Origin of the sequence: Streptomyces griseochromogenes, from assembly GCF_001542625.1 — a bacterium.
Classification (GTDB): Bacteria; Actinomycetota; Actinomycetes; order Streptomycetales; family Streptomycetaceae; genus Streptomyces; species Streptomyces griseochromogenes.
Map to the genome: position 1 here is coordinate 8,483,081 of NZ_CP016279.1, position 15,194 is coordinate 8,498,274.

General features: G+C 73.1%; 14 protein-coding genes and 3 pseudogenes. 6 read left to right on the forward strand and 11 right to left on the reverse strand.

Annotated features, from left to right (window positions below; translation table 11 throughout):
• Positions 1–165 precede the first annotated feature (165 nt).
• Positions 166–2,028, forward strand: coding sequence for an ABC transporter ATP-binding protein (locus AVL59_RS36805; RefSeq protein ID WP_245384512.1), 1,863 nt, complete (start codon positions 166–168; stop codon positions 2,026–2,028).
• A 6-nt stretch (positions 2,029–2,034) separates the two neighbouring features.
• On the opposite strand, the gene AVL59_RS53350 is transcribed toward AVL59_RS36805, so the two are convergent.
• The 5 genes from AVL59_RS53350 to AVL59_RS36825 form a co-directional block, all read right to left on the reverse strand.
• The gene (locus AVL59_RS53350) at positions 2,035–2,211 is read right to left on the reverse strand and encodes a hypothetical protein (protein ID WP_099053180.1); all 177 of its coding nucleotides are present in this window, start codon (positions 2,209–2,211) and stop codon (positions 2,035–2,037) included.
• 174 nt (positions 2,212–2,385) lie between these two features.
• Positions 2,386–3,603 carry a cytochrome P450 family protein gene (locus AVL59_RS36810; RefSeq protein ID WP_067313360.1) on the reverse strand — a complete coding sequence of 406 codons (1,218 nt, stop codon included), beginning with the start codon at positions 3,601–3,603 and terminating at the stop codon, positions 2,386–2,388.
• A 20-nt stretch (positions 3,604–3,623) separates the two neighbouring features.
• The gene (locus tag AVL59_RS36815; protein ID WP_067313362.1) at positions 3,624–4,976 is read right to left on the reverse strand and encodes an amidohydrolase; all 1,353 of its coding nucleotides are present in this window, start codon (positions 4,974–4,976) and stop codon (positions 3,624–3,626) included.
• A gap of 57 nt (positions 4,977–5,033) precedes the next feature.
• The gene (locus tag AVL59_RS36820; protein ID WP_079147173.1) at positions 5,034–7,016 is read right to left on the reverse strand and encodes an FUSC family protein; all 1,983 of its coding nucleotides are present in this window, start codon (positions 7,014–7,016) and stop codon (positions 5,034–5,036) included.
• A 564-nt stretch (positions 7,017–7,580) separates the two neighbouring features.
• The gene (locus tag AVL59_RS36825) at positions 7,581–8,312 is read right to left on the reverse strand and encodes a DUF7873 family protein (RefSeq protein WP_067313364.1); all 732 of its coding nucleotides are present in this window, start codon (positions 8,310–8,312) and stop codon (positions 7,581–7,583) included.
• A 168-nt stretch (positions 8,313–8,480) separates the two neighbouring features.
• Here AVL59_RS36825 and AVL59_RS55240 point away from each other — a divergent pair.
• Positions 8,481–8,885, forward strand: a pseudogene (locus tag AVL59_RS55240) (RidA family protein); the annotation flags it as partial.
• A 33-nt stretch (positions 8,886–8,918) separates the two neighbouring features.
• Positions 8,919–9,386 (forward strand): GNAT family N-acetyltransferase, encoded by a 468-nt coding sequence (locus tag AVL59_RS55245; protein WP_237281945.1) that lies wholly within the window; start codon positions 8,919–8,921, stop codon positions 9,384–9,386.
• Here the strand turns inward: AVL59_RS55245 and AVL59_RS36835 are convergent.
• From AVL59_RS36835 to AVL59_RS55775, 3 genes and pseudogenes are all read right to left on the reverse strand, one after another.
• Complete coding sequence (locus tag AVL59_RS36835; RefSeq protein ID WP_067313366.1) at positions 9,383–10,078, reverse strand: uracil-DNA glycosylase; 696 nt, start codon at positions 10,076–10,078, stop codon at positions 9,383–9,385. The genes AVL59_RS55245 and AVL59_RS36835 overlap by 4 nt on opposite strands.
• Before the next feature lie 88 nt (positions 10,079–10,166).
• Positions 10,167–10,415, reverse strand: a complete 249-nt coding sequence (locus tag AVL59_RS55770; RefSeq protein WP_257785141.1) for a fibronectin type III-like domain-contianing protein — start codon at positions 10,413–10,415, stop codon at positions 10,167–10,169.
• A gap of 123 nt (positions 10,416–10,538) precedes the next feature.
• Positions 10,539–10,703, reverse strand: a pseudogene (locus AVL59_RS55775) (glycoside hydrolase family 3 C-terminal domain-containing protein); the annotation flags it as partial.
• Between the two features lie 250 nt (positions 10,704–10,953).
• On the opposite strand from AVL59_RS55775, the gene AVL59_RS36845 reads away from it, so the two are divergent.
• Positions 10,954–12,156: an IS110 family RNA-guided transposase gene (locus AVL59_RS36845; protein WP_443732255.1), complete on the forward strand. Its 1,203-nt coding sequence runs from the start codon at positions 10,954–10,956 to the stop codon at positions 12,154–12,156.
• On the opposite strand, the gene AVL59_RS36850 is transcribed toward AVL59_RS36845, so the two are convergent.
• The gene (locus AVL59_RS36850; protein WP_067313370.1) at positions 12,126–12,737 is read right to left on the reverse strand and encodes a glycoside hydrolase family 3 protein; all 612 of its coding nucleotides are present in this window, start codon (positions 12,735–12,737) and stop codon (positions 12,126–12,128) included. The two genes, AVL59_RS36845 and AVL59_RS36850, sit on opposite strands and share 31 nt — an antisense overlap.
• Before the next feature lie 116 nt (positions 12,738–12,853).
• On the opposite strand from AVL59_RS36850, the gene AVL59_RS36855 reads away from it, so the two are divergent.
• Positions 12,854–13,474, forward strand: a complete 621-nt coding sequence (locus AVL59_RS36855) for an RNA-binding S4 domain-containing protein (protein ID WP_067313372.1) — start codon at positions 12,854–12,856, stop codon at positions 13,472–13,474.
• Between the two features lie 120 nt (positions 13,475–13,594).
• Here AVL59_RS36855 and AVL59_RS36860 read toward each other — a convergent pair whose 3' ends face one another.
• Positions 13,595–14,041 (reverse strand): DoxX family protein, encoded by a 447-nt coding sequence (locus tag AVL59_RS36860; RefSeq protein WP_067313373.1) that lies wholly within the window; start codon positions 14,039–14,041, stop codon positions 13,595–13,597.
• A 434-nt stretch (positions 14,042–14,475) separates the two neighbouring features.
• Positions 14,476–14,703: pseudogene (locus AVL59_RS56195) on the reverse strand (acyltransferase domain-containing protein); the annotation flags it as partial.
• Between the two features lie 178 nt (positions 14,704–14,881).
• Between AVL59_RS56195 and AVL59_RS36870 the strand changes: the two are divergent.
• A complete protein-coding gene (locus tag AVL59_RS36870; protein ID WP_067318179.1) occupies positions 14,882–15,178 on the forward strand; it encodes a DUF6343 family protein in 297 nt (98 codons plus the stop codon).
• Positions 15,179–15,194 lie beyond the last annotated feature (16 nt).

Consider the following 15,194-nt stretch of genomic DNA (forward strand, 5'->3'; position numbering starts at 1 on the left):
CCGGTACTCCCTCTTGCGCCCTGCCCCCGCGCCGTGCCGCCCGGGATAGTGGCCGTCCGGTCATGGCCCGGGGGAGGACGTTCGGTGGGGAAGCGACATGGGGCGGGCAAGCCTGAGCCCTCGGCGTCGGAGCGGCTGTTGTTCGGGGGGCCGCTGCGGTACGACATGGGCTGGAACGAGCACGCGGACGCGTTCCTGGAGCTGAGCTTCCGGGCGATGCTGGTCAGACTCCCCGGCATGCTGGCCTCCAGCCTGCGGCTCGCCCGGACGGCGGACCCGCGGGCCGCGGGCCTCGTGCTGGCCGCCGAGGCGGGCCGGGGCGTCGCCCAGGCGGTGAGCCTGCTGGCCGTGAACAACGCGCTCGGGAAGCTGCTCGCCGGACCCGACATCGGCGAGCGGCTGCGCGCGGCGGCTCCCGCCCTGGCCGTCATGGCCGCCGTGATGCTGGTCGCGGCGCTGCTGCGGGCCGCGTCGACCTATGCCACCGGACGGCTGGAGCCGAAGGTGGAGCGGGTGGCGACCGAGCTGTACCTGGAGCGGGCGGCGGACGTGGAGCTGGCCGCGATCGAGGACCATGCCTTCCACAAGCTGCTGGACACCGCCCAGTACGGCGCCCGCTCCGCCCGCAGCATGATCACGTACGGCGCCCGGGTGATCAACGCGGTGATCTCCCTGATCGCGGCGGCCGGTGTGCTCACCGTGCTGCATCCGGCGCTTCTGCCGCTGCTGGTCACCATGACCCTGCCCAGCGCCTGGGGCGCCCTGACCAACGCCCGCCGCCGCTACGAGTCGTTCCACACCTGGGTGCAGCACGCCCGGGCCGGCCATCTGATCGGCAACCTGCTCACCGAGCCCGCCGCCGCCCCGGAGATCCGGGTGCACGGAGTCGGCCCGTTCCTGCTGCGGCACTTCCGCTCCATGTCGGAGACCGCCGAGGCGGAGCAGGCCCGGCTGTCCCGGCTGGCCGCCCGGACCGGGCTGATCGCGGCCGCCTGGACCGGGCTCGCGACCGTCGCGACGTACGCCACGCTGGGCGCGCTGCTGCTGGGCGGCGCGATGGCCCTGTCCGTGGCCGGTACGGCGGTGATCGCGATCCGTACCGGGTCGGCGAGCCTGGACACGCTGGTGCTGGAGATCAACGAACTGCACGAGGAGGCCCTCTTCGTGGGCGATCTGCAGCGGCTGTACACCGAGGCGGCCGAGCGGGCGATCCCGTCCGGCGGCCTGCCGCTGCCCGAGAACCCAACGGAGATCCGGTTCGAGAACGTCACGTTCGGCTATCCGGGTGAGGCGGCCCGGCCCGCCCTCGACGACGTGACCCTCACGCTCCCCCTCGGCCGGATCATCGCGCTCGTCGGGGAGAACGGCTCGGGCAAGACCACCCTGGTCAAGCTGCTCGCGGGCCTGTATACCCCGGACCGGGGCCGGATCCTGTGGGACGGCGTCGACGCGGCCGGTGCCGACCGGCGGCTGCTCGCCGAGCGCATCGCGATGGTGGCCCAGGACTTCAAGCGCTGGCCGTTCACCGCCCGGGTGAACGTGGCCGTCGGCCGCTCGTCGGCGCCCCTGACCGAGGAGCGGCTGGCCGCGTCGGTCGCCGAGGCGGGGGCCGAGGAGGTGGTCGCGGATCTGCCGCGCGGCCTGGACACCCTGCTGGCCCGCAACTTCAGCGGCGGGCACGAGCTGTCCGGCGGTCAGTGGCAGCGCCTGGGCATCGCCCGGGCCGCCTACCGGCGCGGGCGCATCCTGATCGTGGACGAACCGACGGCGGCTCTGGATGCGCGGGCCGAGCTGGAGGTGTTCGACAAGATCCGGGCGCTGGCGGGCAGCGGTCAGACGGTCGTCCTGATCACCCATCGGCTGGCCTCGGTCCGCCACGCCGATCTGGTGCACGTGCTGGAGCACGGGCGGCTGGTGGAGTCCGGCACTCCGGACGAGCTCCTGGCCCGGGGCGGTGTCTACGCGGAGCTGTACACGCTCCAGGCCGAGCAGTTCACGGCGAAGGTGCCTGCCCCGAAGCCGGCCTGAGCCGTCTCACTCCGCGCCGGCGCCGCCCCGCACGATCACCAGGAACGTGTCCGTCGCGAGGTCCATGACCACCTCGGCGGGCAGGCCTTCGAGACGCCGCGCGTGCGCGAACTCCTCGGCGGGCCACGATCCTCGCGGGCCGCCGGCGGGAAAGCGTTCGAGCACGGTCCGCCCGTTCACCATCTCGCACCTCCGGAAAGCGTCGTACCTGTGGGAGTTAACGCCCCGGGGAAGGGAATCGGCTCGGTCGGTGACGGGACTGAGACATTGTTGACACTCGTTCACGTCGGACCGTGAGGATCCGTGCACTTTGCGACACGAATGACACGTTCGGCGACGCGGTCGGGACCGTGCGTGTCAGTCGTCGTGGGCGTCGTGATTCCGGAGCCGGTCGCCGTCCTGTGCCGACCGGTACCGCACGGGCAGTTTCCTCAGCCCTCGTGCGCGCAGCGAGGGGCGCCAGTTCACCTCGTCCTCGGCGAGGGCCAGTTCGGGGAACCGCTCCAGCAGGGCCGCGAGGGCGATCTCGGTCTCCATACGGGCCAGGGGTGCGCCCAGGCAGTAGTGGATGCCGTGGCCGAGGGCGAGATGACCCGAGGCGTCACGGGAGAGGTCGAGGCGGTCGGGGTCGGGGAAGCGGGCGGGGTCGCGGTCGGCGGCGGACAGCGAGACCCAGACCGTCTCGCCCGCCGGGACGGTCACCCCGGCGATCGTCACGTCCTCGACCGGGAACCGGCGCATGGCGAGCAGCATGGGGCCCTCGTACCGGGCGAACTCCTCGACGGCGCCGGGGAGTCGGTCCGGGTCCTCGCGCAGGGCAGCGAGCTGGTCCGGGTGCTGGAGGAGGGCGAGCACGGCGTTGCCGATGAGCTGGACCGTGTTCTCGTACCCGGCGAAGAGGATGAGGAAGGCCAGGGACATCAGCTCGTCCTCGCCGAGCCGGTCGCCCTCGTCGCGTACGGCGATCAGGTCGGAGAGGAGGTCGTCGGCGGGCGCCTGGCGCTTGGTCTCCAGCAGCCGGGTGAGGAAGCCGAGCATGGCCGCCATCGCCTCCTTGGCGGCCTGGGGGCGGGCCAGGTCGGGAGCCGTGAGGCCGTCGGTCCACTGCCGGAAGTCCAGCCGGTCCCCCTCCGGGATGCCGAGCAGGTCGCAGATGACGGTGATCGGCAGCGGGGCGGCGTACGAGGCGACGAGGTCGGTGGTGCCGTGCGGGCCGAGGGCGTCGAGGAGCTGGTCGGCGGTGCGCCGGACCGGCGCGCGGAGCTGCTGGACACGGCGCGGGGTGAAGGCCCGGCCGACCAGGCGCCGGATGCGGGTGTGATCGGGCGGGTCCATGTTGAGCAGGTTGACGTCGAGGGCGGGCGGCAGCGAGAAGCCCTTGTACGTGCCCGGAGTGGCGTGCCGTTTGTCGAGCGAGAGCCGTGGGTCGGCGAGCGCTGCCTTGACGTCCTCGTACCGGGTGACGAGCCAGGCGGGGGTGCCGTCCGGTCCGGTGATGCGGTGCACGGGCGCGGTGTCGCGCAGGCGCCGGTAGACGTCGTAGGGGTGGTCGAGCAGGCCGTCCGCGAGATCCATGGCGGTCAGCCTACGTGGACTCAGGTGTCGTAATCCTGGACGCGGTGCCCGTGGCTCCGGTCCACCAGGGCGGGCAGCCGCTGTTCCAACTCCCTTACGGTCGACCGCACATCGAGGGTGAGCAGTTCACGGTCGCGCATCAGGACACGGCCGTCGACGACGGTGGTGCGGACGTCGGCGGAGCGGGCGCTGTGCACGAGGGTGGCGGCGAGGTCGTGGACCGGCTGGGTGTGCGGGCCGCTGAGGTCGACCAGGACGATGTCGGCGCGCCGGCCGGGGGCGAGGCTGCCGATGCTCTCGCCGAGGCCGACCGCGCGGGCGCTCTGCAGCGTGGCGTGATGCAGGGCCTGACGGGAGGTCAGCCAACGCGGGTCGCCCTCGGCGGACTTCTGGATCAGGGCGGTCAGGGCCATCGACTCCCACACGTCGAGGGTGTTGGTGGAGGCTGCGCCGTCCGTGGCGAGTCCGACGGGGACGCCGATCGCGCGCAGGGACCGTACCGGAGTGGTGTCGGGCCAGGCGAACTTGAGGTAGACGCGGGGTGCGGTCGCCACCGCCGTACGGCCGCCCGTGCGGGCGAGCAGCGGCAGGTCGCGCTCGATGATGCCGGTGCCGTGGGCGATGAGCAGGTCGGTGTCGAGGAGTCCGCTGCGGTCGAGGACCTCGACGGGCGTGACGCCGTGCCGGGCGAGGCTGGTGTCGGTCTGGTCGCGGTTCTCGGCGGCGTGGAGGTGGACGGGCAGGCCGTGGGTGCGGGCGAGGTCGGCGGTGGCGGCGAGGTCGGCGTCGGTGACGGTGTAGGGGGCGTGCGGGGCGAGGGCGGTGGTGATGCGCCCGCCGGCCGCGCCCCGGTGGTTCAGCGCGAACTCCAGGGACCTCTCCCGCCCTTGCGGGCCCTGGGAGGAGAAGTAGGCTTCGCCGAGGTGAGCGCGCATCCCGCACTCGGTGACGACGTCGGCGACCGCGTCCATGTGGAAGTAGTGGTCGGCGAAGCAGGTGATCCCGCCGCGGATCATCTCGGCGCAGGCGAGCCTGGCCCCGAGCTCCACGTCCTTCTCGGTGAGGTTGGACTCGGCTGGCCAGACGACGTCGTTGAACCACTCCTCGATCGGCAGGTCCTCGGCGAGTCCGCGCAGGGCGACCATCGGCGCGTGCGTGTGGCAGTTGACGAGTCCGGGCAGCGCGACCTGCCCGCGCGCCTCGATCCGCTCCGCCGCCGCCAGGTCCGCCGCGCCGGCCGCGTCGGTCACGGCCTCGATCACCCCGTCGCGTACGACGATCGCGGCGTCCTCGCGGAAGGCGATCCGCTCCTCCTCGTCGTGCACGAGGACGGTGCAGCCGGTGATGACGAGGTCGGCGGGAGAGGCGCTCATGGGCCCAACGTACGACGGTGCCGTGCCGCGAGGTGAGCCGAACCGCGCATCCGGGCGCTATGCGGCGGCGGGCAGTCCGGACCACTCCGGACGCTGCTCCAACTCGTCGAGCAGCTGCCGCAGTTGCCGGGTGTGCCGTGGCGTGAGGCGGCCGGTGTCGTCGAGGTGCACGGCGCAGGCCGTGGTGGTGTCGACGAGCCGTTCGAGGACGGCGGCGACGGCGTCCGTGCCCTCGGTGTGCCGGGCGAGGGCGGGCAGTTCGGCGGCGGCCAGCGCGATCGTGGTACGGGCCTCGGCGAGGGTGCGATACGCCTCGCGGCGCAGCGCCCACCGTTCGGCGCGGTCGCCGGACTCGCTCAGGACGTGCACGAGATAGGCGTGCGCGGCGCTCCCGGCGGCGGCGAGCCGGGCCCGCACCCCGCCGCCGCGCTCCCCCGGCATCGGCAGATGCCCGACGATCAGCACGAGCGCACAGGCCAGCAGCGTCTCCGCGATCCGGCCGGCGGAGGCCTGCGGCTCACCGCCGACCATGACCAGGGCGAGGACGAGGACGGTGACGACGGCGGTCAGCGCGGCGAAGTTCCGGGTGGCGACCGGGACGAGGGCCCCGCACACCGCCACCAGCACGATCAGGCCCGCGGGGCGCGGCAGCAGCGCGGCGAACCCCGCGAACACGAGGGCGCCGAGCACGGTCCCGGCGGCCCGGCCGAGCACGCGGGAGGCGAGCGGCCCGAGGTCGGGCTTGACGAGGAAGACGGCGGTGGCGGGCAGCCAGTACCAGTGCTGGTGCTGCCCGTACCAGCGGGCGTGGTGCAGGGCCTGGGCGATGGCGGCGCTGGCCCCGAAGCAGAGGGCGACACGCAGCCCGTACTCGCGCCCGCCGGCGCCGAGCGCGGCCCGGACGGCGCCCTTCGCACCGCGCCGCCGGGCGAACAGTCGGCGTTCGCCACCCTCAGCCCGCACGGCACCCCCGGCATCCCGCCATCCGGAGAACACCCGGCGTTCGCCACCCTCGGCCCGCACGACGTCCTGGGCATCCCGCCGCCGGGCGAACACCCGGCGGGCACCGCCCTCGGCACGGTCGAAGGTCTCCGCGGCACGCAGCAGGGCGTCGTCCAGGGCGCGCAGGGCGGGCGCGGACCTGCTGGGGGCGGGCAGCGGACCGGTGCCGGTGTTGCCCCGGACCGCGGCCGCGAGCCGCCGGGGCCCTTCCGCCGCCCGCGCGGAGACGGGCTCGCCCGCCCAGGCGAGGGCGGTGGCGGCCTCGGCGAGGGGCAGCGCGGCGGCGTACTGGGCGTGCAGCCTGCGCTCGGCGGCGGAGCTGGCGTGGCGGCGCAGCCGCGGTCCGGCGAGGGCGTCCTGGGCGTGGTCGAGGGCGGCGGTCAGCGCGGCCCGCCGGGCGGTGGCGTGCGCACCGCCCACGGCGTCGAGCAGCGCGGCGACGGCGTCGTACACGTCGGCGACCGCATCCCGCTCCCCGTCGAACCGGAAGTCCCCGCCGATCGCACCCGGCGTGGGCAGCGCCAGCCGCAGCACGAGCAGCCAGCCGGCCCCGGCGAGGAAGGCGAGAGCCCGCTGCCAGCCGCTCTCGGCCGCGGGCATCCCGGCACCGACGGCGGCGGTGACGAGCAGTTGCGTGCCTGCGGCGGAGGCGACGGGCCCGACGGCGCTGATGCCTCCGGCGATCAGCCCGAGCACGGTCAGCAGCAGGGTCAGCGGCACGGCGGTCAGCTGCTGCCCGGCGTACGTCCCCACCAGCAGCCCGAGGGCTCCGGACAGCGCGGGCACGCCGAGCCGCCTGACCGAGGCCCGACGGCTGCCGGGCCGGTCGTTGATGCCGGCGAGCATCGCGGCGATGGCGGCGAGGACGCCGTCGGCGACCCGGCCGCCGAGCACACCGGCGAGCAGCAGCGGCCCGGCGGCGAGCGCGCCCCGGGTGACCGCGCTCCAGGGGACGGGCCCGCGCTGGGAGCGGAAGGCGTGGGCGAGCCAGGGCGGCAGTGACGGGGCGGCGGGGCGCGACACGGGGCTCCTGTTCATACGAGGGCGGGGGTGGGCCTTCGGACGACGGCGGCCGGGCGGTGGGGTGTGCTGCCCACGGTAGATCGCGTTCACCGAGCAAACGGGACAATCACGTTTCGGGGAGGTGAAAGGTGCCGGGGAGGGCGGTTTCTTTATGAACGCAATTCCCTCGGCGACCAGAGGGAGAGACCAGAAGGGACCGGAAGGCAGCGGAAGAGCCCGGAAAAGGAGCGGACCCGAGGGCGTAGCCTGCCCTCGGGCCCTGTGATGCCGCCCATGTGCGCACGCCGGCCCGCTGAAGAGCCCGGATCAGTCTCACGGCGCCGCGTCCTGCCTTTGGACCACCACGCATCGAGCTGCGCGGACTGGACTTGAACCAGCATCTCGGCGCACCGGGGTCCGGGCCCGGTGGTTCCGGCGATCGGCGGCGAATGCTGAGTCTGGAGCGAGAGTCTGAGATTGAACGCGGTCCGCCCTTCAGGCGGGGGACCGCTCATCACGACAAGCCTCAGCTTCAGCTTGCGCTCCTCGCGCACCCCGGCCGCGAAGGACCGGGGAGTCTTCAGTTTATCGGAGTCGGCCTCAGCCGAAGAGGTAGCCGAACACGGCGTCACCGACCCGCTGGTCGACGACGTCGACGCCGTTCGCCTCCTCACGGGCGAACTTCACGGCGTGCTGCAACTTCTCCACGCGGTCGAGGAGTTCGTTGACACGGCGGGCCGGGAGGGCGCCGGAGAACTTCACGGTGGTCCAGTAACCGACCGGCACGTCCTCGTAGTAGACCTCGACCTGCGCGGGATGCTTCTCCGTGGCCTCGGCCTTGACGTGGTTGCGCGGCACCTTCTTGGTGCGCAGTGTCCGCACGGGCTCGGTCTTCCACGCGTCGGTGGAGGGGTCCTGCACCCAGGACTCCGAGGCGTCGAGGACCGGCAGCCTGCGGACCAGGCCGTTGAGGTCGGCGAGCTGCTTCTCCAGGAACAGCAGGTACGACACCGGCACGTCGGCGACGAGCACCCGGCCCTCGACCCGCACATCGGCGCGGGCCGCACAGTTGGCCCAGTCCTTGGTGGCGGTCACGTCGAAGAGCCGGGTCAGGATCGCGGCGGTCTCGCGCAGCGCGTCCTCGGCCTTCACCTGCACCCGGGTGGACTCGGGCGGCAACTGCTCGCCCTCCTCGTCCTTCGGCTGGTACGTCCGCGCGATACCGGCCAGCAGAGCGGGCTTCTGCAGGCCCTGGTGAGCGGCCGTCAGGTCCTGCTGCGCCTTGGACTTGACGCCCTTCTCGACTGCGATGATCTGGTTGAGTTTCGCCACGCGGTGGACGTTAGCAGCGACATCGGGCGCGATCCCAAGGATTATCGGCCCGCAGGACCGGCCCGGTGCCGGAGGGCACGTCACGGTGTCGTGGAAATTCGGATGCGGTCGTCGCCGCCGGAACCGATCATCGGGAAGTTGCCCCTGAGCGTCGTAGGAGCCGCTTCCGTGATCCAGCGCGTCACCGCCCCCGCCCTCTTCCCCCCACCCGCCTACTCGCACGCCTCCGTCGTCGAAGCGGGTACCAGGCTCGCCTTCCTCGCGGGGAGCGTGCCGCTCGACGAGAAGGGACGGTTGGTCGGGGCCGGGGATCCCGTGCGGCAGGCCGAGCGGGTCATCGGCAATCTGCGGGAGCAACTGCACGCGGTGGGCAGCGACTTGGCGCATGTCGTGTCGACCGACGTGTACGTCGTGAGCGGTGAGCCCTCGGTGCTGTCCGCCGTCTGGGAGGTGGTCGAGGCGTCGGGGCTCAGTGCCGGGCCGCACTCGTCGACCCTCCTCGGCGTGGCCTGTCTCGGGTACCCGGGGCAGTTGGTGGAGATCACGGCCACGGCCGTCGTGCCCGAGGAGGCACGCCCCGTGAGCGGGGGTGCCCGGCCGGAGGCCGTGCTGCGCCGGGCGGCCGACCCGGACTCCGCCGCCGTCGCCGATGTGTGGCTGCGCTCCTACACCGCCGCGTTGCCCACGGTGGTCCGGGCGCACTCCGACGACGAGGTGCGCCACTACTTCCGGGAGGTCGTGGTGCCGTCGCAGGAGACCTGGGTCGCGGAGGCGGACGGCGCCGTCGTGGGCATGATGGTGCTCGACGGGGACATGCTGTCCCAGCTGTACCTCGACCCCGACTGGCGCGGCCGCGGCATCGGCGACCGCTTCGTCGCCCTGGCCAAGGAGCGCTGTCCGGACGGGCTCGGCCTGTGGACCTTCCAGGTCATCACGCCCGCGCATCGCTTCTACGAACGGCACGGGTTCGTCGCCGTCGAGTACACGGACGGCAGCGCCAACGAGGAGCGGGAGCCGGACGTGCGGTACGAGTGGCGGTCGCGGGCCGCCGACGTCCCGGGTCACGGCGGCTAGGGCAGTCCGGCCGCGTCGGCCGCCGCGCACAGCACCTCGCGCAGCATCCCGGGGGTGAGCCGGCCGGTGAAGGTGTTGCGCTGGCTGACATGGAAGCAGCCGAAGACGTCCAGGTCCCCCAGGGTGACGCGGGTGCCGTGGGCGAAGGCGGGGCGGGGCCGGGGCACGGGCCAGCCCGCCTCCGCGAACGCGGGCAGTGCGGCCTGCCAGCCGAAGGCGCCGAGCACGACGGCGGCCCTGAGGGCCGGGCACAGCAGCCTCAGTTCCTGGACCAGCCAGGGGCGGCAGGTGTCGCGTTCGCCGGGGGTGGGCCTGTTGGCGGGCGGGGCGCAGTGCACGGGCGCGGTGACCCGGACGCCGTACAGCTCCAGGCCGTCGTCGGCGCGGACGGAGGTGGGCTGCGAGGCCAGGCCCACGTCGTACAGCGCCTGGTAGAGCACGTCTCCGGAGCGGTCACCGGTGAACATGCGGCCCGTGCGGTTGCCCCCGTGCGCGGCGGGCGCCAGCCCGATGATCACCAGGCGGGCGTCGGCCGGCCCGAAGCCGGGCACCGGCCGCCCCCAGTACGTCCAGTCGGCGAACGCGGCCCGCTTGGTCCGGGCCACCTCCTCGCGCCATTCGACCAGCCGGGGACAGGCCCGGCAGTCCGCGACGCGCCGGTCGAGCCGGGCGAGGGCGCTGCTGTCGTCCATACCGCCACGGTATGCCCGGCGCGGTCGGGCGGCCCGGGGCACGGCGACCCGGGGACGGCGGCCTTCGCACAGGCGCGGCGTCCCCGCGTCAGGTGACGGTGAGGGTCGCTCCGAGATGGATGCGCGCCGAGGAGCTCCCGATCTTGATCTCGAAGGTTCCCGGCTCCACGACGGTGCGCAGTCGTTCGTCCACCAGGGTGAGATCCCGGCCCGCCGTGATGCCGAAGCCGACCGTGACCCGTTCACCGGGCTCCGCACGAACCTTTCGTACCCCGCGCAGCCGGATGTACGGCAGCGACACCGACGCCTGGTTGTCGGTGACATACAGCTGGACCACCTCGGTCCCGGCCCGCCGTCCTGTGTTGGTGATGTCGACGAGGACCCGGGTGGTGCCGTCGATCCCGATGGAGTCGCGGGTCAGCCGGACGCGGTCGTAGCGGAAGGTCGTGTAGCCGCGTCCCGCGCCGAACTCGTACAAGGGCGTGGAGGGCATGTCGATGTAGTCGTCCGCGTCCGCCCTGGCACGCTTGCGGTCGTAGGACATCGGCAGTTGACCCACGTGGCGGGGGAACGTGACGGGCAGGCGGCCGGTCGGCTCGGTCTCGCCGAACAGCGCCTCGGCGACCGCCCGGCCCCCCCATTACCGTCTTCGTGGCCCCGCAACGGGGTTACCGGCCTTCGGAGTTGGCATGACTGCCTCCCCTTGTCGAGTGCATGGCCTGGGGGGTGGTGTCACCAGCTCCGGAGGCACTGACAGACCGCTGATTAGGGGCATGACCACCGGCCTTTCCCCAGGTCGGGAGGCTCTTCGTAATGTGGATGTGGCGATCAGTGCCGTGGCAGGGCCGGACGAGTACGACCGGAGGACACTGCACGTGATCGACACCCGCGACATCGACGTCTACCTCGGCCTGGACGTGGGCAAGGGCGAACACCACGCCACCGCCGTCACCCCGGCCGGCAAGAAAGCCTTCGACAAGCGGCTGCCCAACAGCGAGCCCAAACTCCGTGAGGTCTTCGCGAAACTGCAGGCCAAGCACGGCACCGTCCTCGTGGTCGTCGACCAGCCGGCCACGATCGGGGCCCTGCCGCTGGCCGTCGCCCGCGACATGGGCTGCCAGGTCGCCTATCTGCCCGGCCTCACGATGCGGCGGATAGCCGACCTCTACCCCGGCGAGGCCAAGACCGACGCCCGCGACGCATTCATCATCGCGGACGCAGCCCGCGCCATGCCGCACACCTTGCGCTCGCTCGACCTGGACGACGCCACCGTCGCCGAGCTGGAGATGATCGTCGGCTTCGACGACGACCTCGCCGCCGAAGCCACCCGACTGTCCAACCGGCTCCGCGGCCTGTTCACCCAGGTCCACCCTCACCTCGAACGCGTCCTGGGCCCGCGCATGCAGCACCCCGCCGTGCTGAAACTGCTCAGCCAGTTCGGCTCCCCAGCCCAGATCCGCAAGGCCGGACGCCGAAGGCTGATCACCCTGATCCGCCCCAAGGCTCCCAGGATGACGGAACGGCTGATCGACGAGGTCTTCACCGCACTCGACGAACAGACGGTCATCGTCCCGGGCACGGACGCAGCCGCGCTGATCGTCCCCAGCCTGGCCGACTCGCTCCAAGCAGTCCTCGACCAGCGCAAACTCCTCGCTCACCGGATCGAGGAACTCCTGGAGGCCCACCCTCTTTCCCAGGTCCTGATGTCCATGCCCGGCATCGGCATCAGGACCGGAGCCCGCATCCTCATCGACGTCGGCGACGGCACCAACTTCCCGTCCGCCGCCCACTTGGCCGCCTACGCCGGCCTCGCCCCGGCAACGAGAAGCTCGGGCTCCTCGATCCGCGGCGAACAGCCCTCCCGCCGGGGAAACAAGCAGCTCAAGCGGGCTTTCTTCCTCTCCGCCTTCGCTGCCCTGGCCGACCCGACCTCCCGCACCTACTACGACAAGAAGATCGCCCAGGGAAAGCACCACACCCAAGCCCTCCTCTGCCTCGCCAGACGTCGGGCCGACGTGCTCTTCGCCATGCTCCGCGACGGCACCTTCTACCAACCCCCAACCCCGATCACCCCTTGACCAAAGTCATAGGGGCACCCCCCCGCCTCGCCGGGCAGCCAGGCGATCAGGAGTGCGGGCAGGTGTGCGGCGGCCCAGCGCGGGGCCAGCGCTCTGCCGGTGACCACCACGGCGGCGGTCGGCGTACCGGTCGCGCGGACCTCTTTCAGGAGCCTCTCCTGGAGGCCGGTCAGCTCCAGCGTGGCGCTGTCCTTCAGTTCGCCGTCGGTACGGTCGGGAGAGAAGTAGCCGCCCCTGGTCCGTTCGCCGACCACCACGACCGCCGCGTCCGCCTGCCGCGCCGCCGCACGGGCCGCCGCCAGGCCGGAGGCGTCGTCCCCGGTGATGTCGCAGCCACGGACGTGCACGATCCGTACGTCGTCGCCCACCAGTTCCTGGAGCGCTTCGCGGATCGAGGGAACCGGATGCAGGGTGGGGAAGGCGTTGTACTCGCCCAGCAGGTTCAGCCCGTCGTCCGCGAGGGGGCCGATCAGAGCGAGCGTGCGCACCCGGTCGCGGGACAGTGGCAGCAGCTCCTTGTCGTTCTCGAGGAGGACGAGGGACTCCCGGGCGGCCGCGCACCACCCGGCTCCGCCCCGCACCGCGGCCCGGACGGCCCGGCCGACCGGTCGGATCCCCGTCGGCCAGGGGCCCGCCGCCGTCCGCTCGCCGGAAAACGGATCCGGGTCTCCCGCCCCGGCGGGCTAAGGTCGGGAACATGGCTTCCGAGGACGCGGACGAGAACGTGCACGGTGACAGCGGCGGGCCTGGCGGGACGGCTCCCGCCCAGGACGCCGGGGGTTCCGGAACCGCCGGCGCCCAGCCGCTCGATCCCGAGATCGCCGCCGCGGTGGCCGCCGCCGAGGCCGCCGGAGCGGCCCGGGGCGAGACCGTACGGATCGACAGCTGGATCTGGGCCGTCCGCCTGATCAAGACCCGTTCTCTGGGCGCGGCCGCCTGCCGTGGCGGGCACGTCCACGTCAACGGCGAGCGTGTGAAGCCCGCCTACTCCGTGCACGTCGGCGACGAGGTGCGGCTGCGGCACGAGGGCCGGGAACGGGTCGTGATCGTCAAGCGCCTGATCCGCAAGCGGGTCGGCGCTCCGGTGGCCGTCCAGTGCTATGTCGACAACTCCCCGCCTCCCCCGCCCCGCGAGGCCATCGCCCCCGCCGGCCTGCGCGACCGCGGCACCGGCCGCCCCACCAAGCGGGACCGCCGCGAGCTGGAGCGACTGCGCGCACTGCGCGGATCGGGCGGACCGCTGATGGGCGGACCTGGCGGGCCTGGCGGCGGGCCGCAAGGACCCGGCGGGCCGGGCGGGCGGCCGCGGGGCCGATAGGCCACAGCCGCCCCGCGCGCACGTCCTCTCCACGCCCGCGCATCCCCCTGTCCCGCACACCGGTGACGTCGGCCGGGCCCCCGCGCCCCTGCCGACGTCATCGGCGAAGTCCCTTACGGGTCACGCCCGTCGGCCCGCCCCCAGCAGCCGCAGCAGTTCCGCGTTGCTCCCGCGCCGGGCCCAGGCGATCAGGACGAGCGGCACGATCAGGATCAGCGGGGTCGCCGCGTACTGACCGTCGAAGACGGTGAGCTGGACGATGAACGCGCCGACCATGAGCGCGCTCAGCGCCACCGCCGCCACCGACTGCAGCACCGGCACCAACAGGGCGACCGCGCCCGCCAGTTCGAGCGCGCCGATGGTGTACATGCCCACACCGCCCCAGCCGATCTTGTCGAAGGACTCGACGGCCGACGGGTGCGCGATCAGCTTGGGCAGCGCGCTCGCGATCCCGTAGAAGAGCGCGAGCAGCACCTGCACCGCACGCAGGGCGATCCGGGCGAACCGACCACGGGCGGTCCCGGAAACGGCGGAGGTGGAAGTGACGGGAGCGGTGGTCTCGGACATGGGGGTCTCCTGGGGGAAGCGGTCCCGGTTGCTGTCACCGAGGTAGACCGGCCGCGCCCCGAGAACTCATCGCCTTTCACCCCACCGGTTCCGCCCTCTTCCCCGTCCCGGTCGGCGTCGGGGTCGTCACCGCCACGGCGGAAACCGTCCGTGAGGAACTCCCGGGCCGCGCCGGGGAACGGTCGCGGGCGGACGGCGTGAGCGGACCGTGGAAGCCGGGGGTGTGGAGGTTCAGGCAGGCCGTCCCCGGTGCCGCGTCCAGGCCGGCCGCCGCGAGCACCGGCGCGGTGCGCCGCCCGAGTCGCGCCCGCTCGAACCGCATCCGGCCCAGCTAATACAGCTCCCCGCGGAAGTGGTGGGCGAGCCGACGGCGGCTGCACCCCGGCCAGACCGTGCCGTCTGCGGTGCACCGCCAGGTGACGGCCCAGGTCGGCCAGGGTGCGCCGGGAGATCTCGGGCGGGATGCCCCGCTCCCGGTGGTGGGCGAGCCTGTGCGGAAGCGCGGCGAGGAAGACGTACACGGCGAAGGCGTCCCGCAGCGCGGCCGGGGCGGACGCCGACAACTGGCAGCTGGCAGCGGTCGGACGTGCGGCCCGTCTCGTCCGGGTCCCGGAGCAGTTCCTCGACGCGGTCGTCGAGGAGTCCCGGCGTGCCCGGGTCACCCGTCACCGTGCGCCGCTGCGCGACCAGTTCGTTGCTGCCCTCGTGCGGGACGGCCAGGTCGAGGAGTGTCTCGGGCAGGTCGTCGGCATCCGGCGGCACGGTGCGTCCCCTCTGTCACGAACGTCGTTGGTGCACGCCTTCGACGAAGAGTACGTTGCAGGGAGGAGTGGTGATCCGATGCGTACGGGCAGTGAACCGGCGACCGCGCGCAGTGCGCTGCGGGCGCGGTTCTGGCTGAGCGTGTGGGGGCTGGTCTGGGCGATCTTCGGCACGGCGGCGTTCGCGCTGGCCGGACGCCCCGGCTGGGCGGCCGCCTGCGGGGTGCTGTGGCTGGTGGCCACCATCGACATGGCCATGATCCTCCGGCACATCCGGCAGGGTCCGCACTACCAGCCGGGCCCGGACATACCGCCGTATCGGCCGCCGGACGGCGGTCCGCCCAGCCCGGGGCCGCCGCGGCACCGCCATCCCTGACCGGGTCTCGCGTCCC